17 protein-coding genes are annotated in these 19,459 nt (G+C 66.3%); 9 read left to right on the top strand and 8 right to left on the bottom strand.

Features of this window, described 5'->3' with window-relative positions; genetic code table 11:
- Nucleotides 1-6: 6 nt before the first annotated feature.
- The 5 genes from ACCQ03_RS14135 to ACCQ03_RS14115 form a co-directional block, all read right to left on the bottom strand.
- Nucleotides 7-1,107, bottom strand: coding sequence for a M35 family metalloendopeptidase (locus ACCQ03_RS14135; protein WP_057677489.1), 1,101 nt, complete (start codon nucleotides 1,105-1,107; stop codon nucleotides 7-9).
- 462 nt (nucleotides 1,108-1,569) lie between these two features.
- Nucleotides 1,570-2,445 carry a polyprenyl synthetase family protein gene (locus tag ACCQ03_RS14130; protein WP_150146600.1) on the bottom strand — a complete coding sequence of 292 codons (876 nt, stop codon included), beginning with the start codon at nucleotides 2,443-2,445 and terminating at the stop codon, nucleotides 1,570-1,572.
- A 1-nt stretch (nucleotide 2,446) separates the two neighbouring features.
- A complete protein-coding gene (locus ACCQ03_RS14125; RefSeq protein WP_003486852.1) occupies nucleotides 2,447-2,707 on the bottom strand; it encodes an exodeoxyribonuclease VII small subunit in 261 nt (86 codons plus the stop codon).
- A gap of 31 nt (nucleotides 2,708-2,738) precedes the next feature.
- A complete protein-coding gene (gene tilS / locus ACCQ03_RS14120) occupies nucleotides 2,739-4,043 on the bottom strand; it encodes a tRNA lysidine(34) synthetase TilS (RefSeq protein WP_057677491.1) in 1,305 nt (434 codons plus the stop codon).
- A gap of 369 nt (nucleotides 4,044-4,412) precedes the next feature.
- Nucleotides 4,413-6,119: an alkaline phosphatase family protein gene (locus tag ACCQ03_RS14115; protein WP_057677493.1), complete on the bottom strand. Its 1,707-nt coding sequence runs from the start codon at nucleotides 6,117-6,119 to the stop codon at nucleotides 4,413-4,415.
- A gap of 144 nt (nucleotides 6,120-6,263) precedes the next feature.
- On the opposite strand from ACCQ03_RS14115, the gene ACCQ03_RS14110 reads away from it, so the two are divergent.
- From ACCQ03_RS14110 to ACCQ03_RS14100, 3 genes are all read left to right on the top strand, one after another.
- Nucleotides 6,264-7,604 carry a dicarboxylate/amino acid:cation symporter gene (locus ACCQ03_RS14110; protein ID WP_057677494.1) on the top strand — a complete coding sequence of 447 codons (1,341 nt, stop codon included), beginning with the start codon at nucleotides 6,264-6,266 and terminating at the stop codon, nucleotides 7,602-7,604.
- A gap of 7 nt (nucleotides 7,605-7,611) precedes the next feature.
- On the top strand, nucleotides 7,612-8,448 hold the full coding sequence (locus tag ACCQ03_RS14105; protein ID WP_150146594.1) for a class I SAM-dependent methyltransferase: 837 nt from the start codon (nucleotides 7,612-7,614) through the stop codon (nucleotides 8,446-8,448).
- Nucleotides 8,449-8,688: 240 nt separating this feature from the next.
- The gene (locus ACCQ03_RS14100) at nucleotides 8,689-9,180 is read left to right on the top strand and encodes an acyl-CoA thioesterase (RefSeq protein ID WP_057677496.1); all 492 of its coding nucleotides are present in this window, start codon (nucleotides 8,689-8,691) and stop codon (nucleotides 9,178-9,180) included.
- Nucleotides 9,181-9,387: 207 nt separating this feature from the next.
- On the opposite strand, the gene ACCQ03_RS14095 is transcribed toward ACCQ03_RS14100, so the two are convergent.
- Nucleotides 9,388-10,137, bottom strand: coding sequence for a C40 family peptidase (locus tag ACCQ03_RS14095; RefSeq protein WP_017168813.1), 750 nt, complete (start codon nucleotides 10,135-10,137; stop codon nucleotides 9,388-9,390).
- A gap of 109 nt (nucleotides 10,138-10,246) precedes the next feature.
- Nucleotides 10,247-10,786: a C40 family peptidase gene (locus tag ACCQ03_RS14090; protein WP_209227883.1), complete on the bottom strand. Its 540-nt coding sequence runs from the start codon at nucleotides 10,784-10,786 to the stop codon at nucleotides 10,247-10,249.
- Between the two features lie 109 nt (nucleotides 10,787-10,895).
- Here ACCQ03_RS14090 and ACCQ03_RS14085 point away from each other — a divergent pair, with 109 nt between their 5' ends.
- The 6 genes from ACCQ03_RS14085 to ACCQ03_RS14060 all read left to right on the top strand — a co-directional run bounded on the left by ACCQ03_RS14085 (nucleotide 10,896) and on the right by ACCQ03_RS14060 (nucleotide 17,035).
- Nucleotides 10,896-11,375, top strand: coding sequence for an FKBP-type peptidyl-prolyl cis-trans isomerase (locus tag ACCQ03_RS14085; RefSeq protein ID WP_017156383.1), 480 nt, complete (start codon nucleotides 10,896-10,898; stop codon nucleotides 11,373-11,375).
- A 229-nt stretch (nucleotides 11,376-11,604) separates the two neighbouring features.
- Entirely contained in the window at nucleotides 11,605-12,849 is a 1,245-nt protein-coding gene (locus ACCQ03_RS14080) for a DUF418 domain-containing protein (RefSeq protein WP_150146591.1), read from the top strand.
- On the top strand, nucleotides 12,827-14,107 hold the full coding sequence (locus tag ACCQ03_RS14075) for an NAD(P)/FAD-dependent oxidoreductase (RefSeq protein WP_209227865.1): 1,281 nt from the start codon (nucleotides 12,827-12,829) through the stop codon (nucleotides 14,105-14,107). Before ACCQ03_RS14080 ends, ACCQ03_RS14075 begins: the two co-directional genes overlap by 23 nt.
- Nucleotides 14,104-15,474 (top strand): glutathione-disulfide reductase, encoded by a 1,371-nt coding sequence (gorA, locus tag ACCQ03_RS14070; RefSeq protein WP_057678835.1) that lies wholly within the window; start codon nucleotides 14,104-14,106, stop codon nucleotides 15,472-15,474. The genes ACCQ03_RS14075 and gorA overlap by 4 nt, the downstream gene beginning before the upstream one ends.
- 423 nt (nucleotides 15,475-15,897) lie before the next feature.
- The gene (locus ACCQ03_RS14065; RefSeq protein WP_057678834.1) at nucleotides 15,898-16,305 is read left to right on the top strand and encodes an MGMT family protein; all 408 of its coding nucleotides are present in this window, start codon (nucleotides 15,898-15,900) and stop codon (nucleotides 16,303-16,305) included.
- A 40-nt stretch (nucleotides 16,306-16,345) separates the two neighbouring features.
- Entirely contained in the window at nucleotides 16,346-17,035 is a 690-nt protein-coding gene (locus ACCQ03_RS14060) for a rhomboid family intramembrane serine protease (protein ID WP_017156378.1), read from the top strand.
- 356 nt (nucleotides 17,036-17,391) lie between these two features.
- Here ACCQ03_RS14060 and ACCQ03_RS14055 read toward each other — a convergent pair whose 3' ends face one another.
- Complete coding sequence (locus tag ACCQ03_RS14055; RefSeq protein WP_209227856.1) at nucleotides 17,392-19,407, bottom strand: M13 family metallopeptidase; 2,016 nt, start codon at nucleotides 19,405-19,407, stop codon at nucleotides 17,392-17,394.
- Between the last annotated feature and the right edge of the window lie 52 nt (nucleotides 19,408-19,459).

The raw sequence follows: 19,459 nt of genomic DNA, 5'->3' as shown, positions 1-19,459 counted from the left end.
GCGCGATCAGTTCTGCGCCGGGGTGTTTTCGGCGAAGTACTCATGGCTGTCGGCGTTGGTGATGGCCTGGGCCGGGTTGCTGATCGCCAGGCTGCGCGCGCCGGACTGGCCATAGACGCGGTCCTGGGTGCCGGCGACGACCGTGAAGTGGCTGGTTTCGTGCACCAGCGTGCCGGCCTTGGAGTCGGTGCCGGTGGTCGACGCACTCCAGAAGGCGTTGCAGACGTGGATCTCGTACGGCTGGTTCGGATAGACGTAGGCATAGGCGTCCGCCAGATCCGCATCGCAGCTGCAGTTGATCGTCAGCTGGCCGTTGTTCTGGTCCAGCGCATTGTCGATGTTGACGAAGTTCGAGCTGACCCGGCTGTAGCGCGAGGCGTTATAGGTACCGAACCAGGTGGTGTAGCGCGCGCCGGTGCTGCCGGCGTTGAGGTAGTTGCGCGCGTTCTGCGAGTAGTTGCGCGCGGCAGTGACGGCACTGCCGGCCTGGCTGGTGCGGGTGGTGCTGCAGTTGAGGTAGTTGATGCCGTTGACCACGGCGGTCGGGCCGACTGCGAGCTCGCGCTGGACGCCACGGCGTGCACCGTCCAGCCAGACGGTGAGCGGGGTGCTGGTGGCCACGGCCGGCTCGCCGTTGGCCGCCGCCTTCATCAGGCTGCCGTCGGAAAAGGACGCGTACTGCAGCGCCGAGCGCACCTGGATGGTGTAGTTGCCGCTGGTGGACAGATCGTACGCGCCGGCCAGATCGACCTCGCCCTTCACGCTCTGGCCTGGCTGCAGGATGGTGAAGTCGGCCGCCTTGGGCAGGCCGCGTTTGACCAGGCGCCCGGTGTAGTCCACTGGCTTGCCGTCGCGGCTCACTTCCAGGATGCCGTTATCCAGCGACTTCAGCGGCAGCTGATAGGTCGGCACGCGTGCGATCTGGCTGCCGTGATTGGTGACGGTGACGGCGATCTTGCCCTGATGACGCCCAGCCTGGTCGGCCACTGGCGACAGTTCGATGGTCAACGGAACCGGGCCGCGCACGGACTGCGCCTGCGCCGATCCGAGGACGCCAACAACGGCCAGCGTGCCTGCTGCAAACGATGCGAAAAAAACGTTCTTCACCAGTAACTCTCCGTGTGATCGGGGGATGTCCGCGGATGCGGGCAAGCCAAACCTAGGCACGACGAGCGGACGCGACAAGTTATTCAATTGCGAATATTTTTGTTCGCAGCGCACCTATGAACGCTACTGAAATATCACGGATGTAGACAATTCAGCTTTAAAGCGTGCGGTCTGTCATGTGTTGTAGCGTCCAATGTGTCGACGGCTGACACAAACGTGCGCAAGAAAAGTTGCAATGTGTGACCGAGTTCGCCGGACGCCCGCTGCCGCTGCAGAGGTTGACCGTGCGCTGGCGCACGGAGTGCGCAAATCGTGTCCGGCGCGTCCGGTTCATGTCGCAAATCGTCTCGATGTGGCCCGCGCGAGCGAATAGCGCGCCGTTGCGGCACCCGAGGCGCTTCGAATCGATTCGGCAGCGGCCGTTTCTCGCCTGCTGCGCTCTAGCGGCGTCGGCAACCGCGCCTAGTGCGCGCGGTTCACCGCAAACCGGCCCAACGTGGCCAATGTCTCGCCGGGTGGCCCGTAGGGCTGCAGGAGGTCATGCATGCGCGCGGCCAGTTCGGCCAGCTTCGCCTTGGCGCCGTCCATCCCCAGCAGGGCGGGGTAGGTGGATTTGGCTTGCGCCGCGTCCTTGCCGGCGGTCTTGCCCAGCTGCGCCGAGCTCGATTCCACATCCAGGATGTCGTCGCGCACCTGGAAGGCCAGGCCCAGCGCGTCGGCAAACTCGTCCAGACGTTGCTGGTCGGCCGCCGCGGCGTCTCCGGTGAGTGCGCCCATCCGCACCGCTGCGCGGATCAACGCGCCGGTCTTGAGCGCATGCATGCGTTGCAGATCCTGCAGCGATTGCAGTTGCCCGGTCGCATCGATATCCAGCGCCTGGCCGCCGCACATGCCGGCCGCGCCCGCAGCGGTGGCCAGGCTCTGCATCCAGCTAACGCGCAGTTCGGCGCTGGCAGAGGCAGTGGCGAGTAATTCGAATGCGCGCGTCTGCAAGGCGTCGCCGGCCAGAATCGCGGTGGCCTCGTCGAAGGCGATATGCACGGTGGGCTGACCGCGCCGCAGCGCGTCGTCGTCCATCGCCGGCAAGTCGTCGTGCACCAGCGAATAGGCGTGAATCAGCTCTACCGCCACCGCGGGCGTGTCGAGCTGATCCTCGGACGCGCCGAACAACGCGCCGCTTGCGTAGACCAGCAGCGGACGCATGCGCTTGCCCCCACCCAACACGGCATGGCGCATCGCTGCATGCAGGCCCTGCGGCGCATGCGTGGCGCTCGGCAGGCCGGCCTCCAGGCTGCGTTCGGTGCGGGCGATCCAGTGGTCGAACAGCGCCGAGCTCACCTCAGCCGTCCAGCGACGGCGGTTCGAAGGCTTCGGCAAGCTCGGGGCGGGCGGGGTCGGTCAACAGGCGCACGCGCAGTTCGGCCTGTTCCAGCGCCTGCTGGCAATCGCGGTACAAGCCGATGCCGCGTTCGTAGGCCGTGAGCGATTGCTCCAGGCTCAGATCGCCGACTTCCATCTTCTGCACCAGTTGCTCGAGTTCTTCCAGCGACTGTTCGAAGCGGGCAACCGGGGACGTTTCGTTCAAGGACTTCTTGGCCATCGCTAAAGTGTGCGGCGCGCGCGCAGGCGGGTCAATTCGCATCGGCAGCCGTGCGCCACTGCAGCGCTGCGACATTGGCCTGCAGCCATGCGTCCAAGGTGCCGGAAATGATGCAGTCGCCGGCGGCGAGCACCTGCTTGCCTTCCCACAGGATCGGCAGGCGCCCGCGTTCCCACGGCGGTAGATCCAGCGCCTGCAGCAGGTGTTTGAGCTGGTGCGAATGTGTGCGCCGCGGCAATACGATGCGCTCGCCGCCCTGGCGTGCGCGCACCAGCAGCGGCTGCGCAAAGCGCAGGCCGGGTGCGCCGAGCAACTGCAACTGCGCACCGTCGGGCAGGTGCAGGGGCGCTGCGCCGTCCCATTGCGCATGCCAGTCCGACGGCCAGGCCGCAACGGGGCGATGCAGAAACAGGCACTGGCGCCAGCGGCGTACTTCAACCTGCTGCCACGCAAAGCAGGCGTGCCGATCTGCGGCGTGATTGGCGATTTCCTGTTCCAGTGCGGCCACACCTTGCGCAGGCAGCGGCGGCGCGTGCGCCGCGCTCACCCAGGCGCGCAACAGCCGTGCCCTTCGTTCCACCGGTTGCGCGCGCAATGCCTGCAGATCCAGCGCGCCGCTTGCGGTCCGCACGCTCGGCAACAACGCCATGTCCTGCTGCAGCAGTAATGCACTGGCATCGGCGCTCAGTTGCGCACTACGCGCCAACGCATCCGGTGCTTGCGGCCAGCGTTGCTGCAGCAACGGCATGACTTGGTTGCGCAGGAAATTGCGGTCGTGGCGTGGATCGGCATTGCTGGGATCTTCGATCCAGCGCAACCCTTGCGCATGCGCGTAGGCGAGCAGGTCTGCGCGAGCATGCGCCAGCATCGGGCGCCACAGCGTGCCGTTGGCGAATGGGCGCTGCGGCCGCATCGCCGCCAGGCCTTCGGGGCCGGAAGCACGCAGCGCACGCAGCAGGAACGTTTCCGCCTGGTCGTCGCGATGATGTGCCAGCGCCAGCCATTCGCCAGCAGTGAGCGCCTGCGCGAACGCCGCGTGGCGCGCGTGGCGTGCCGCCGCTTCCAGCCCAAGCCCGCTGTCGCGTGCCACCTGCACCCGCACGATCTGCAACGGCACCTGCAGCGCGTCGCAGGTGCATTGGCAATGCCTGGCCCAGGTATCGGCATCGGCATGCAGCCCATGATGCACATGCAGCGCGCGCAATCCTGCGTGTCGATAACGCGGCGTTGCCGCCAGCAGGTGCAGCAGCACACTGGAATCCATCCCGCCGCTGTAGGCCAGCAGGACCGGACCGGGCGGGGTGGCTGGCAGCAGGAGCGGGGTGCCGGTCAGCACAGGCGCAACCTTGCAGCGGATCCTGCGCGCTCGGTATGCAGAGGCCATCCCTGTTGCGTGATGGCCGGTCGGTCGCCCGCGTGGGGTGTGCTCTGCTTGGGACGCATCGACGATTCCGTTGTCGCCCGCGTCCGACGGCGCGAACAGCCGTGCGCAGCTGCAGCCTTGGCTGCAACGGGCTGCCGTGCGCGCTCACCGCATCGGTCTGCGGCGACCCATCCGAGCGCCCCACCGACCGCCGCGGATTGCGGCCGTTTGCAGGCGTGCTCGCACCCGGCGTTGGCGACGCCAGACGGGCAGCTCGCGTGGCGCTGCGTCAACCGCATCACGCGCCGGCTCGCCCGCCATCGCCGCAGCGCCGCCTGCGCATCAGCGCTTGACCGCAGCCTCGAACGTGGCCGGCTTGGGCAATTGGACCGGCACACCAGCCGCGTCGCAGGTGCCTGCCTTGCACAGGCGCTCGCGCAGGCGCGGGGTGGCCTGGACGATGACGTGGTAGATCACGTTCTCTTCCAGCGTGCCGCGGAACGCCGCGCTGCCTGGGCCGGTGGCCCAGATGCCCACATCTTCGCCGCCATGGCTTTCGGATTTGGTCGGCACCAGCGCTTCCTGCATGTAGCTGGGGGCCTCGGTGTCGACGTGGGTCAGGTCCGGGCGGCCGGCGGCCGGCTCGCTGCTGCTGGGTTCGTGTGGATATTTCTTGGGCCCGGCCGGCTGCGCGTTGCTGGCACCGGTGTAGCCGGGGCCGTTGGCGTAGCTGAGCGTGGTGTAGGGCTGGCCGGCCAGGTCGGTGGCCAGCTGGCTGCGGTCGCCTTCTTCGCCGCCGGTGCCGCGTACCTTGCCCAGGATCGGATTGCCGCGCACCGGGTAGCCGACGAAGTTGAGCGTGTGCGAATGATCGGCGGTGACGATGATCAGCGTATCCGGTGGCGCAGTCTGCACGGCAGCGCGCACGGCATCGGACAGCGACACGGTTTCGTCGAGCGCGCGGTAGGCGTTGCCGGCGTGGTTGGCGTGATCGATACGGCCGCCTTCGACCATCAGCACGAAGCCATTCGGGTCACGCGACAGCGACTGGATCGCGGTGCGGGTCATCTCGGTCAGGCTGGGCTCGCCCTGCGGGGTGCGGTTGCGGTCGTGGTCGAACTGCATGTGGTCCGGTTCGAACAAGCCCAGCAGCGCCGGTGCACCGGACGCTGCCTGCAATTGCTGCTCGTTCCAGACATAGGCGCCCTGCGGGTGCGCTTGTTTCCATTCGGCCACCAGATCGCGGCCGTCCAGGCGCAGGCCCACCTTGTCGTCGTATTCCGGGTCGCGCTCCTGCACGCCCTGGAACTGGCTGCGTCCTCCGCCCAGCACCACCTGCGGGCCGCGGCCGTAGCGGGCGGTGGAGAGCAATTGCTGGGCAATGTCCTGGCAACCGGCAGCACGCGCCGACTCTGGAAGGTCGGTGTCGTTTTCCCAGTTGCGGTCCGGCGAATGCGCATAGGTTGCCGCCGGCGTGGCATGGGTCAGGCGCGTGGTGGTGACGATGCCGGTGGCCATGCCGGCACTGTCGGCTAGCTGCAGCCAGCTCAGCAGACCCTTGTTCAAGCTGTCGGCACAGTCGCTGCGGTTGCCGCTGCTGACCCCGATCGCGCCCATGTGCGACTTCACGCCGGTGGTGATGGAGGTCATGGTGCCGGCCGAATCCGGCGTCTGCGAGTCGGTGTTGTAGGTCTTGCTGAAAGCGGTGGCGGGGAATTGTTCCCACGACAACAGGTTTTCCTCGCCCGGGCCGCCCTTGCGCTGGCCATCCAGGATGCGTGCGGCGGCAACCGTGGTCAGGCTCATGCCATCGCCCAGGAACAGGATCACGTTACGCGCCTTGCCGGCCATGGCGCCGTTGCCGGCGGCCCGGGCGGCGCCCGAGCGGTACCACCATTGCGGGGTTTCGCCGGCCGGGTGCACCACCGGCGGTACCTCCACGCGGACCGACGCGGGCGCAGAGGTGCTGCTCCCCGTCGTGGAAGCGCAGGCGGCGACGCACAGCGTGGTCAGGGCGGCGAGGGTAGGCAGGCGGTAACGCATCGGCATCGAACTCGTGGCTGAATCAATCCCCATTATGCCGCGCTGGGTGGTGTCACACCGATGACACAGCGCTGTTCCAGCTGTGGTCTCGCGGGCAAGGCGGCCCTGGGCTATGGTGCAAGCACTTTCCCCCCCGGAAGATTCGACGACATGAAACTGGTTGCGGCGTGGTTGCGCATTCCGTTCTGGCAACGCGTGGTGGCCGGCTTTGTCCTCGGCGCGCTGGTCGGCTGGGCCATGGGCCCGGCGGCCGACGTGTGGTTCGGTCCGCTGGGTGACCTGTACGTCACGCTGATCAAGATGATCGCCATCCCGCTGGTGTTCTTTGCGGTGATCAATGCGATCTCGTCGCTACACGGGCAAAAATCCGTTGCCGCACTCGGCGGGCGCACGTTTTTATGGTTTGTCATCACCGCAGCATTGGCGGTGGGGGTGGGCCTGGCGGTCGGCACGATCATGCAGCCGGGCGCCGGCCATTTCAGTCTGAGCGTGGATTCGGCCTGGAAGCCGCGCGATGTGCCCAGCCCGGTCCAGGTGCTGCTGGATGTGGTGCCGTCCAATCCGTTCTACGCACTGACCGGCATCGGCACCAAGACCAACGCGGCCGGCGAAACGGTGCTGGCGGCGGGGCGTGGCTCGATCCTGCCGGTGATCTTCTTCGCCGCGTTGCTCGGCTTTGCAATGGTCAAGCTCGGCGAGCGGGTGGCCGAGGCGCGCAAGCTCACCGGGCAACTGAGCGACATCATGATCCAGGTGACGCGCTTCGTGCTGGAGATGACCCCGCTCGGCACCTTTGGCCTGATCGCTGGCCTGGTCGGCAGCTACGGTTTTTCGAAACTGCTGCCGTTCGGCAATTTCGTGCTCGCGCTGTACGTCGCCTGCGCGATCCATATTGTGGTGGTCTACAGCAGCCTGTTGCTCGCTCATGGGCTTAACCCGTGGAAGTTCTTCCGCGGTGCCGCGCCTGGCATGCAGGTGGCGTTCGTGAGCTCGTCGAGCTTTGCGGCAATGCCGGTGGCGATGCGGTCGATCACGCATAACCTGGGGGTCAGCAAGGACTACGCCGCATTCGCGGTGCCGCTGGGCGCCAGCATCAAGATGGACGGTTGCGGCGCGATCTTTCCGGCATTGTGCGCGGTGTTCATTGCGCAATACACCGGCGTGCCGCTGACCGCCAATCAGTATTTCGTGGTGCTGATCGCCTCGGTGCTCGGCAGCTTCGGCACGGCCGGCGTGCCGGGCACCGCGGTCATCATGGCGACGGTGGTGCTGAGTGCAGCCAATTTGCCGCTGGAAGTGATCGGCTACCTGTACGCCATCGATCGCATCCTCGACATGATGCGCACCATGACCAATGTCACCGGGCAGATGCTGGTGCCGGTGCTGGTGGCAAAGGAAACCGGGCTGCTCGACAAGCGCATCTACGACGCGGCGTCGACCAATGTCGGGCTGGAAGATCCGCCCGCCGACAGTGCCAAGCCACTGCGCTGAAGACCCGATGCGTGCCGGATGTCCCATGCTGCGCGAACGGCTGCAGCAGCTGCCCGAGCTGGAACACGTCGATGGTGTGTTCGTGCAGCGCGGCCTGGCGGAGGACCCCTTCGAGCAGCACTACCTGGAGATCCGGCGCAAGGAAGGCCGGCTGTACACCGATGCGCAGGTGCGCAGCCTGCCGCGTCCGGGCGGAAAACTGGCGGCAACGCTGGAATGGCGCGTGCGCGCGCTGTCGAGCAGCTTGCTGGTGCAGCACCTGGGCACGCATGCCGGCGAGGGCGCCATCCTCGAACTCGGCTGCGGCAACGGCTGGCTATCGCACTTGCTGGCGCAGTCGCTGCAACGCGAGGTCTGCGGCATCGACGTCAATCGCACCGAGCTCACCCAGGCCGCACGCGTGTTCGGCCATGCAGCGGGCCTGAGTTTCATCGCTGGCGACATCCAGACCGTGGCACTGCCGCGCGAGGTGTTCGACATCATCGTGCTCCCCGCCTGCGTGCAATATTTTGCCGATCCTGGCGCGCTGATCGAACGTCTGCTCGCGCACCTGCGCGAGGATGGCGAGCTGCATATTCTCGATAGCCCGCTCTACGCCACGCCGCAGCGCGGCCAGGAGAGCGCCGCACGCAGCCTGCGCTACTTCACCGAGCTGGGCGTCCCGGAACTGGCCGCGCATTACCACCAGCATACCTACGCGACGTTCGATCGCTTTGCAGTGCAGTGGTTGTTCGACCCGCGTCGTTGGAGTGCACGTGCGCGAAAGGCGCTCAGATTGTCGCAACCGCATTTCCCGTGGCTGCGTCTGCGCAAGCGCGACAACCTTGAGGTGCTTGGCGGTTGAGTGTGCTTGGGGATGTTGGCTGACAACGCCGGGCAGTGTGCGTGGGGCGATCTGGCTTCTCACGCTCGCGGGTGAGCTTCGAGGCATCCGGCATTTGCTGATGGACAGATGCGAAAACGCTGCGTGTGCCGACCGACGTTCTTAGGCGCTCACGTCGGCCGGTGCGGCAATCGCGTTGCGGGTACGACGCGCTTCAACCGCATGGCACACTTCCAGCTCATCCATTGACGAGGGCGGGCGGTGATTGGCCAACAGCGTGATCTGACATTTCGTTTTCTGGCCGAGCCCAGCGACGTCAACTTCGGCGGCAAGGTGCATGGCGGCGTGGTAATGAAGTGGATCGACCAGGTTGGCTTTGCCGCCGCCAGTGGTTGGAGCGGGCATTACTGCGTCACCGTGGCGGTGGGCGGTATCCGGTTCGTGGCGCCGGTGCGCATCGGCGATCTGGTGGCGGTGTCGGCCAAACTCGTCTACACCGGCCGCAGCAGCATGCATTTCGCCATCGATGTACGCGCGCGCAGTCCGATGGGAGGCGACTCGCGCCTGTGCACGCATTGCATCATCGTGTTCGTGGCGATGGACCCGGACGGGGTCACCCCGGTCGAAGTGCCGTCCTGGCGGCCCGACACCCCGGAAGATCAACGCCTGGCCGAATACGCGCTCAAAGTGATGGAATTGAGCAAGGGCATCGAGGACACCATGGCGCGGTACAAGGCCGACACTTCGCAGTAATCCGCATCATGCCTGCGGGTAGGTCATCTGCCCGATGACAGCGTAGGCGGCGCTGGCAGCGTCAACACCCTCGGAGCGACTGGCACGGAGGCCGATAGGCGCCGGGAGGCCGCGCGGTGGCACACGGGCGTCGCGGCCCGGTTCCGCGCAACAAAAAGGCCGCGAGAGCGTCGCGGCCTTGTTCGACGGAGTCCGGGCAACCGAGCGTTACAGCACCCGACGCGCCTGGATGAACTTCTCGCTCCAGTAGCCGCTGGCCAGCGAATCCACGCGCACGTCCTTGCCGCGGCTGGGCGCGTGCAGGAACTTACCGTCGCCGACCACCAGGCCGACATGGTCGATACGACCGCGCTTGCCGAAGAACACCAGGTCGCCGGCCTTCAGCGCGCTCGGGTCCTTGATCAGTTCGGCCGATTCGTCGCGGGCGATGTCGCGCGAGACGCGCGGCAGGTCGATGCCGAGCGCAGTCTTGAACACATAGCCGACCAGGCCGCTGCAGTCGAACCCTTCGGTGGACTCGCCGCCCCAGACGTACGGGGTGCCGAGCAGGGCCATGGCGCGCTGCAGGATCACCTGCACGCGGCTGTCGGCCACGGCGTTCTGGGCAGCATTGGCTGCGCTCTGCGACACGTCGTAATTGGCAAGCAGGCGGCTGAGATCGCCGGCGAACATCGCCGAGCGGTCCATCAGCGGAATGGCGTCGTTGGCAGCCAGATGCGGAAGCAGGGCGGCCAGTGTTGCAGTGGCAGCGGCGTCGGCGCGGCTGCGGGTTGCGGCTTTCTCGGCGGCGACGGCGCTGTCAGGCGTGGTCGTCTGCGGAGCGGATGGCGTGCTGCTGGCGGTCTGCGCGAATGCGGGAAGTGCTGCAATCAAGAGAGCGGTGGCGCATAGCAGGCGGAGCGGTTTCCGGGGCGGAAGCGGTGCGGCGCCAGTTTTGATCTGTTCGTCGTTCGTCACGCGGGAATCACAGTTCTGCTGTCGATGCGAGATGATGCCCCGGTGAAAGAATCGTTACGTTCAAAAAAAGTTAACTTTCCGTTTTATGACTTGTGATTTGCGTCACATTTCAATGCAAAACCCGCTTTGAACCTGAATAATGGTCGCGCCAGTAAGCTCCATCAAGGAAGTCCAAGCGGACTGTACCGCCGGTGGTCGGGGCATGCACGAAGCGGCCTTCACCGATATAAATGCCGACGTGCGTCACGTTGCCTCCGGAGCCAAAGAACACCAGATCGCCGGTGGCAAGTCGCTCGGGCGGGATGCGTGGGCCCTGGATTGCGGCCAGTTCGCGCGAGGTGCGCGGTAGCGCCAAGGCCAGGACATCCTTGTAGACATAGGTGACCAGCCCGCTGCAGTCGAAGCCGGTCTCCGGCGTGTTGCCGCCGAATCGGTATGGGGTGCCTACCAGCCCCAGCGCGCGCATCAAGATGTTGTTGGCGGCAGCCGGGTCGGCCGGCGCTACCTGCGGCCACACGCGCGCTGCCGGTGGGGACGCGGCCGGGCGCCGCACCGGCGCGTGCGACGAACAGCCCCCAAGCAGCAGGCCCAGCAGCAGGCTGGCCGCGGCGCGTCGGGCGCAGGCGGCGAAAACTGGCGTGATATGCATGGAGCCGGGATAATGGGCGGTTCGAAAGGTCGCCATGATGGCGGCGCACCCGGCGGCCGACAAGCCGTCCTCAACCGTCTGCCACCGGGCAGCCCATTCAGAGCCAGGCATGAAGATCGAAAAAGACAGCGTTGTCCGCTTCCATTACACCGTTTCGGAGATCGGCCAGGAGCCGATCGAGAGCTCCAAGGAGCGTGACCCGTTGGCGATCATGATCGGCCACGGCAACATCATCCCGGGCCTGGAAGCGGCCATGATGGGTAAGGAAGCCGGCGAGAGCTTCGGCGTGGACGTCAAGGCGACCGAAGCCTACGGCGAATACCGCGAAGGCTTGAGCCAGCGCGTGCCCAAGAAGCATTTCGGCGCCACCAAGCTGGTGCCCGGCACCCAGGTCGTGCTGCAGACCAACTTCGGCCCGCGCGCAGTGACGGTGCAGAAAGTCGGCATGAGCGTGGTCGATGTGGACCTCAATCACCCCATGGCCGGCAAGGACCTGCATTTCGACGTGGAGATCGTCGAAGTGCGCGAAGCCACCGCGGAAGAACGCGACCACGGCCACGTACACGGCGACGGCGGTCATCACCACTGAGGGTGGGGCAAGCACGCGCCCGCGGCGGTTTGACAGTGGGACGTCTGCGCGCCACTGACGTAGGCCGCTCATCCGGCGCTACGGTGGCGCATGCAGGCTGCGCGCAGATCGGGCCATGCGTGTGGGTTGCCGCGGTGCGTGCATGATTGCTGTTCCTGACGGCCCACCCCATTGGTGGGCCGTTTGCATTCTGCGGCGCGTGCCGCCGCATCTGGTTGCCTGAGCCGTGATGACATCCCGCGACGTGCTGCTCCCCATTGCTGCGACAGAGCGCATCGTCGTGCTGGATGTCCTGCGCGGCGTGGCGCTGCTGGGCATCCTGCTGATGAACATGGAAGCCTTTGTCGGGCCGCTCGATCTGGCCATGACCGGCGTGGAGCCGCATTGGCATGGCGCCGACCGGGTTGCCGATGCGCTGGTCTACGTGTTCGTGCAAGGCAAGTTCTACACGCTGTTTTCGCTGTTGTTCGGCATGGGCTTTGCGGTGATGGCGCAACGCGCCGCGCGCGCCGGGCGCGCGTTCTTCGGCCTGTATCTGCGCCGCACCCTCGGGCTGTTGGCGATCGGGCTTGCCCATGCATTGCTGGTGTGGTCTGGCGATGTCCTGGTGACTTATGCCCTGCTGGCGTTGCTGCTGCTCGGTGCGCGCAACGTGCCGACGATGACGCTGCCGTGGCTCGCTGCGTTCGTGTACCTGTGCGCACCCGGACTGACCCTGCTGTACGGGGTGGCAGGCGAGTTGGCGCAGGCCGATCCTGCGGCGACGGTGCAGTGGAAAGCGGCGATGGCTGACGCCGCGCAGCAGGCGCTGGCGAATGTGCAGGCGCAGCGCGCCGCGTTCGGCAGCGGCACCTACCTGCAGGCGACGGTGCAGCGCTGGCATGACTTTCAGCAGGCGATGACCGGCCTCAGCATCAACGGCCCGGCCATGCTCGGCATGTTCCTGGCCGGCAGCTGGTTCGTGCGCAGCGGTGCGATCGCCACGCCCGAGCGCTTCCCACGCGTGTTTGCGACGTTGCGCTATGGCGTGTTGCCGCTCGGGCTGGGCGTGATGCTGGCAAGTTATGCATTGGAGCCGTGGATCGATCCGGCGCGGCTGGACCTGCGCCTGTCCGGCGCCTTCGCGCTGTCGCTGATTGCAGGGCCGTTGATGTGCCTGGGCTATGCCGCATGGGTGGTGCGCCTGGCACCGCGTCTGGCATGGCTTGCGCCAGCGGGGCGGATGGCATTGAGCAATTATCTGCTGCAATCGCTGGTCTGCACCGGCATCTTCTATGGCTACGGGCTGGGCTATTTCGAACAGCTGCCGCGGGTGTGGCAGCTGCCGTTCGCGCTGGCGCTGTTCGCGCTGCAGGTACTGCTGAGCCGGTGCTGGCTGCACTGGTTCCGCTTCGGGCCGATGGAGTGGCTATGGCGCAGCGCGACCTATCTGCAGGTGCCGCCGATGTGGCGTGGCACCGGGCGCACCGGGTAGCGCCTGCATGCACGGCAGTGGCGATGATGTGGTGGTGATCGGTGCGGGCGCGATTGGCCTGGCCACCGCGCTGGCACTTGTCGACGTGGGCCGGCAGGTGCGTGTGCTCGATGCCGGTGCGCCCGGTGCGGCGACCTCCTATGGCAATTGCGGCACCATCACGCCGAGCCATGCACCGCCGCTGGCGGCGCCCGGCATGATTGCGCAGGCACTGAAATGGATGTTCACCCCGGATGCGCCGCTGTATATCCCGCCACGTCTGGATCCGGGGTTGTGGCGTTGGCTGCTGCGCTTTGCGCGGCGCTGCAATGCACGCGATTGGCAATCCAGTGCACAGGCGCGCGCAGCGCTGTTGCACGATGCGCGGCAGCGCTTCGACGCGTGGGTGGCGCGGTACGGGTTGGAGTGCGAGTTTCGTAATGACGGTTTGGATTACGTGTTTGGCGATGCGCGCCGCTTTGCGCAATACCGCGACGAATGCGCGCTGCTGGCGCAGTGGGGTATCCGGGCGGAGGTCATCGAGGGTGCGGACTACGTACGCCAGGATCCCGCATTTCGCGATGGGATCGCCGGCGCGATCCACTTCCCGGGCGATGCGCATCTGCGCCCGGAGCAATACACCGCAGAGCTTGCGAGAGTGCTGCGCGCACGTGGCGTGGTGATCGATGCGCACTGCCGGGTGCAGGCGATCGTGCCCGATGGAGCTGGCAGCTGCGTGCAGACCGAGCACGGCAAGCGCCGTGCGCGCGAGGTGGTGATCGCTACTGGGCCATGGTCGCCGGTGCTGGCGGCGCAACTTGGTTTGCGCCTGCCGGTGCAGGCCGGCAAGGGCTATTCGATTACCTACAGCGCGCCACATCTGATGCCGCGCCGCCCGGTGGTGTTGAAGGACCGTTGGGTGTTCGTGGTGCCGTGGCGCGAGCGCCTGCGCATCGGCAGCACGATGGAATTTTCCGGACGCGATACGCAGCTCAACGCCACCCGCCTGGCTGCGTTGGAGCGTGCAGCGACCGACTATCTGCAGGCGCCCTGCGGGCCTGCGGTGATCGAGCGCTGGTACGGCTGGCGGCCGATGACCTGGGACGATGTACCGGTCCTGGGCGCGGTGCCGGGCCATCCTCACGTCTGGCTCGCAGCCGGGCATGGCATGCTCGGTATCAGCATGAGCACTGCAAGCGGACAATTGATGGCCGACCTGATCACGGGCCGCGCACCCGCGCTGGACCCGCATCCTTACCGGGCGGAGCGTTTCGCATGAGTGCGCGTTACGACTACGACGTGGTGATTCTGGGCGGCGGCTCCGGGGGGCTTGCGGCGGGATTTCGCGCAGCAAGACATGGCGCGCGCGTGGCGATCATGGAGCCCTCCGAATTGGGCGGCACCTGCGTCAATCTCGGTTGCGTGCCGAAGAAGGCGATGTGGCTGGCAGCCGATCTGGCCGGCAAGATCGAGTTGGCCAGCGCATTGGGATTCGATCTGCCGCGCCCGACCTTGGCCTGGCAGGAGCTGGTTACGCATCGGCATGGGTACATCGCCAACATCCACGCCAGTTATCGACGCCGCCTCAATGAAGATGGCGTGGTCTTGATCCCGCAGCGTGGCGTGCTGCAGGACCGCCATACCGTCATGGGCAGCGACGGCGTGCCGGTGACCGCCGAGCACATCGTGATCGCCACCGGCGCACACCCGTTACGCCCGGACGTGCAGGGCGCAGAACATGGCGAAGTCTCCGACGATTTCTTCAACCTCTGCCATGCGCCCGAGCAGGTCGCGATTATCGGCGGTGGCTATATCGCGGTGGAAATCGCCGGGCTGCTGCAGGCCTTGGGGAGCCGCGTGCATCTGTTCGTGCAGGGCGAGCGCTTGCTGGAACGCTTCGATGCGGAACTGACCTTGCAGTTGGCCGACAACCTGCGTCATCTGGGCGTGCGGCTGCACTTCGGTTTCACCACCACCGCACTGGAGCGCGATCTGCACGGTGCGCTGCGCGTGCATGGGCATTCCGTGCATCCGCGCGAGCAGGGCAACGACGTCTTCGACAAGGTGTTCTTTGCGGTGGGCCGTCGCGCCAATACCGCCGGGCTGGGTCTGGACACGGTGGGTGTTGCGCTTGGCGACAAGGGCGAAGTGGTGGTGGACGACGGGCAGACCACCAACGTGCCGAATATTCACGCGATCGGCGATGTGGGCGGCAAGGTCGGGCTGACGCCGGTGGCGATTGCGGCGGGGCGCAAGCTGATGGACCGCCTGTTCGGTCACCAACCGGATGCGCGCATGGACTACGAAAACGTGCCCAGCGTGGTGTTTTCGCACCCGCCGCTCGGCCATGTCGGGCTCACCGAAGAGCAGGCGCGTGCGCGCTACAACGGCGCGGTGCGCGTGTACCGCAGCAATTTCCGCCCGATGCTGCACGCGCTGGCCGACGCGCCGCAGCGCAGTCTGTTCAAGCTGGTGTGCGTGGGCGAAGAAGAACGGGTGGTCGGCGTGCACCTTTTGGGTGAGAGCGCCGACGAAATGCTGCAAGGCTTTGCAGTGGCGGTAAAGATGGGCGCGACCAAGCGGGACTTCGAGGAGACCGTGGCGATTCATCCCACCTCGTCCGAAGAGATTGTGTTGATGCATTGAGGGCTGGTGCGCGGTGGCGTCGCTGCCGCTGCCGGTGGTTGGTTGCGATGTGGCGGAATGAGGCGATGCCTTGATCGATGCCCGGCTGGGATATCGCCGTTGCAGCCGTAGCCGTATCCAGCGCTGCGCGCCACCTTCTCTCCCCGACGGGGGCGGCGTATCGATGCGGGGAAGGATCGAAGCCTCTGCCCTCGTGACAGGCCTCGGCACAGGCGAGTCATCGATCCAGCTCGATCCGATGGTTCAAAGCGTTTTGTAATTTGAACCGGGCAATGACGGGGTGTCGCGTTGCCTGAGCGGTTGCTTGCGGCGCCCGTACCCTCACCCCAACCCTTTCCCGGGGGGAGGGGTTGCAACGTTCCCTTCGCCTACAGGGCGATCCGCACGCGCACATCTAGCCCCGTCAGCTGGCATGCTTGCGCGATGTCCAGATCTCGCCATCTAGCCGCGCGCGGCACTGCCAGCGTGCCTGTTCGTGACGCCTCCAAAGGTGAGTCACTGTCCGGCGAGCAGGCGCGGCTGCGGATTCTCCAGGTGATCCGCGCCATTCCCGTGGGCGAAGTCGCCGGTTATGGGGAAGTTGCCCAGCGCGCCGGCCTGCCGGGCCGTGCGCGGCTGGTGGCACGCGTGCTCAGCGGCAACGACGACCCGCAGCTACCCTGGCACCGCGTCTTACGCAGCGATGGCCGAATTGCCTTGCCCGATGGCTCGGCAGGCTACCGGGAGCAATGCCAGCGCCTGCGCGCCGAGGGCGTCCAGGTGGAACGGGGCCGTGTGCGTCGTGCCAGTGCCGCGCAGCGCTTGGACGCGGCCGTGTGGGGGCCTTCATAAGCCTGCCGTTATCATCGGCAGCATTCCGAAGGAAGCCGCCATGCCTCAACTGCCGCCCATCACCAAAGCCTTACTGATCGCCAACATCGGCTTGTTCCTGCTGCAATGGGCGGTGGGCGACCTGGGCGCTGGCGTGTTGCCATCGGACAGCGTGTTGTCGTGGCTGATGTTGTGGCCGCTGTCCAACGGCTTCGACGCGTTTTCGCCGGGCGCCAGCTTCATGCCGTGGCAGCTGCTGACCTACGCGTTCCTGCATGGCGGCTTCAACCATCTGTTTTTCAACATGCTGGCGCTCTTCATGTTTGGCGCGCCGTTGGAACAGACCTGGGGCCAGAAGCGCTTTCTGACCTACTACCTGGTGTGCGTCGCCGGCGCCGGCCTGTGCCAGTTGTTGATGGCCTGGTTCACGCAAAGCGGTGCGCCGGTCGTGGGCGCATCGGGCGGCGTGTTCGGTTTGCTGCTGGCGTATGGAATGCTGTTCCCCAACCAGCGCGTGATGCTGCTGTTCCCGCCGATTCCAATGAAGGCGCGGACGTTCGTGATCGTGTTCGGCGCGATCGAGTTGGTGCTCGGGGCGACCGGTTGGCAGCCTGGCGTGGCCCATTTCGCGCATCTGGGCGGCATGCTGTTCGGCTGGCTGATGATCCGCTACTGGCGTGGCCAGTCGCCATTCGGCGGTGGCAAGGGCGGCCGCAAAGGGCGCAAGCCGCCGTTGCGCGTGGTGCGTTGAGCTAAACGGCACGGTGCTGGACGTCTTGCATCCGGGGAGCGGTTCCGGCCACGAAGAGGCTTATCGGTAATGCCTTATCGCAGCCCGCGGCGCTCATGGGATTGGTTGAGCTGGATTGGGCGGGACATCAGAGGGCGGGTAAATGCATTATCCGCACAACACGGTGGTTGGTTGGATTGCGCGCGACGTTGAAAGTGCGCGGTTACCGCATGACCCGTAGGAGCGGCCCATGCCGCGATGAGACTCTATCGATATTGCCCGTCGCGGCCGGGGCCGCTCCTACGGAATTTCGCAGGCGATGCACACAAAAAAAGAGCGCGGATTCCGCGCTCTCTTTCATTGCCACCCGCTAGCTATCAGCGCCAGATCTTGATCTGGTCCGCATCCACGCGCTGCATCGGCTGGCCGGCCTTGCAGCTGAAGGCCGCACCGAATTCCGGCAAGTTGGACAGCGGGCCGTTGGTGCGCCACTGGCCCGGTGCGCGGATGTCGGCGCTTGCGCGCTGTACCGCTTCGTTGGGCGACAACTGCTGCGCCCACAGTCCGGCCCAAGCGGTGAAGAAGGCCTGCTTGTCGGCATCGGTGGCTGCCGGCTGCGCCTTGCTGAACGCCTGCCAGGCCAATTCGACGCCGGCCAGATCGGCCAGGTTTTCTTCGGCGGTCTGCGCGCCATTGACCTTGGCGTTGGGCACGCCCGGGTACGGGTAGGCCGAGAACTGCGTGGCGACCTTGTTGGTCAGCATCGTCCAGCTCGCCTTTTCGGCCGGCGTCCACCAGCTGCGCAATTGGCCCTTGGCATCGACCAGCGAGCCCTTGGCATCGATCGCACGGGTGATCTCGTGTGCGACCAGCGCACCGTAGGCACCGTACTGCGCCGCCTGGGTGCCGCCGGTGGTCAACACCGGCGCCTGCAACACGGCGGCGGTGACGATCAGGCGGTTCTGCGCGATGTCGTAGGCCACCGCTGGCTGCTGCGGCAGCACGTCCCAGCGACGGTCGGCGTTGCCCTTGCCGATGCGCTTCATCTCTTCGCGGTGGCGCCAGGTCGAGGCGATCAGCATATTGCCGCCGAAGCTACCGCGCCCCATCGGCTGCACGGTGTAATCCGGGTCGCGTCGCGGTGCGCCGACTTCGATCTTCATCGCGGCCAGCTTGGCCTTGGCTTCGGCCACCACCTCGCCGTTGCCCCAACCGGTGCGCTCCAGCGCGGCCAGTTGCGCATCGCGCACCTGGTCGGCGATGGCTTCGGCCTGGCGACGGGTGTCGCTGCTCAGATTACGCGACACGTACTCGCGGCCGAGCATCGGGCCGGCGGCCACGTTGATCGCGTCCAGCACCTGCTGCCAACGCTGCGGCGGCACCGCATCGCCACGCAGCAGACGGCCGCGGAACTGGTATTCGGCATCGTGGAAGCTCTTGGACAGGTACGGCGCCATCGCATCGCCCACGCGCCAGCGCAGGTAGGCCTTCCACTGGTCCGGCTTGATGCTGACGATCATGCTGTCGAGCTGCTTGAACATGGCCGGGTCGGCCATCGACACCAGGTCGTCCTTGACGCCCTGCGCTTCCAGGAAGTCGGCCAGGCGCAGGTTCTTGTACTGCTTGCTCAGTTCCTTGGTGGCGATCGGTGCGTAGTTGTTGAACGGGTTGTTGATGCCCTGCACCGACTGCGCGCTACGCGCCAGCGCGGTTTCGATCTGCAGCACGGAGGCGGCGTCGGCGTCGAGCTTGTCGGCGGCGGTGCCGGTGAGCGCCAGGATCTGCTTGACGTACGCGCGGTAGCGTCCCATCAGCGCCTGGGTGTCGGCGTCGGTGCGGGTGTAGAAGGCCGGGTCGGGCAGGCCCATGCCGCCCTGCATGAAGTAACCGATATGGCGATCGAGCGCCTTCAGGTCCACGTCCGGGCCGAAATTGAAGCCGACCGGAATACCGACCTGATGCAACGCGGCGATGGAAGCGGGCACATCCTTGGCCTTCTTGATCGCGTCGATGCGCGAGAGCAGCGGGGCGATCGGGTTGGAGCCGTCCTTCTCGACAGCCGCTTCGTCCAGGCCGCTGGCCCAGAAATCGCCGAGCAGCTTCTGCACGTTGCCCTGCGGGGACTTCATCGATGCATCGAGCAACTCGCGCTGCTGCTGCAGGGCGCGCTCGGACAATTGACCCAGCGCGGTGACGGCGCCGGCCTGCGGCACGGGGTTGGCCTTGAGCCAGCTGGCGTTGGCGTAGTCGTAGAAATTGGTGCAGGCCGCCGAGACGGCCGGAGCCTTGGGCGCTGCGGCCTTCTTCTTGCGAGCGGCGTCGGCGTCGGGGGCCGACAGCAGCGAGATCAGGCTGAAGCCAAGAGCGAGGGCAAGCGGACGAATGGTGGGCATCGAGAAGAAGGGTGGCCAGATTGAAGTCGGCGGAGTTTAGCAAGGCCGGGGG

Origin of the sequence: Xanthomonas sp. NCPPB 3569 (assembly GCF_041475645.2) — a bacterium.
In the GTDB taxonomy this organism is placed as follows: Bacteria; Pseudomonadota; Gammaproteobacteria; order Xanthomonadales; family Xanthomonadaceae; genus Xanthomonas; species Xanthomonas phaseoli.
Note: the sequence above shows the minus strand (reverse complement) of the source record. Positions and strands in the feature narration are given on the sequence as shown.

What these genes read in the sequence shown, in the direction of transcription:
- ACCQ03_RS14125 (WP_003486852.1), bottom strand. Translation starts at nt 2,707, where the DNA reads ATGGCCAAGAAGTCCTTGAACGAAACGTCCCCGGTTGCCCGCTTCGAA.
- ACCQ03_RS14115 (WP_057677493.1), bottom strand. Translation starts at nt 6,119, where the DNA reads ATGCCGATGCGTTACCGCCTGCCTACCCTCGCCGCCCTGACCACGCTG.
- ACCQ03_RS14110 (WP_057677494.1), top strand. Translation starts at nt 6,264, where the DNA reads ATGAAACTGGTTGCGGCGTGGTTGCGCATTCCGTTCTGGCAACGCGTG.
- ACCQ03_RS14105 (WP_150146594.1), top strand. Translation starts at nt 7,612, where the DNA reads ATGCGTGCCGGATGTCCCATGCTGCGCGAACGGCTGCAGCAGCTGCCC.
- ACCQ03_RS14090 (WP_209227883.1), bottom strand. Translation starts at nt 10,786, where the DNA reads ATGCATATCACGCCAGTTTTCGCCGCCTGCGCCCGACGCGCCGCGGCC.
- ACCQ03_RS14085 (WP_017156383.1), top strand. Translation starts at nt 10,896, where the DNA reads ATGAAGATCGAAAAAGACAGCGTTGTCCGCTTCCATTACACCGTTTCG.
- ACCQ03_RS14080 (WP_150146591.1), top strand. Translation starts at nt 11,605, where the DNA reads ATGACATCCCGCGACGTGCTGCTCCCCATTGCTGCGACAGAGCGCATC.
- gorA (WP_057678835.1), top strand. Translation starts at nt 14,104, where the DNA reads ATGAGTGCGCGTTACGACTACGACGTGGTGATTCTGGGCGGCGGCTCC.
- ACCQ03_RS14065 (WP_057678834.1), top strand. Translation starts at nt 15,898, where the DNA reads ATGTCCAGATCTCGCCATCTAGCCGCGCGCGGCACTGCCAGCGTGCCT.
- ACCQ03_RS14060 (WP_017156378.1), top strand. Translation starts at nt 16,346, where the DNA reads ATGCCTCAACTGCCGCCCATCACCAAAGCCTTACTGATCGCCAACATC.
- ACCQ03_RS14055 (WP_209227856.1), bottom strand. Translation starts at nt 19,407, where the DNA reads ATGCCCACCATTCGTCCGCTTGCCCTCGCTCTTGGCTTCAGCCTGATC.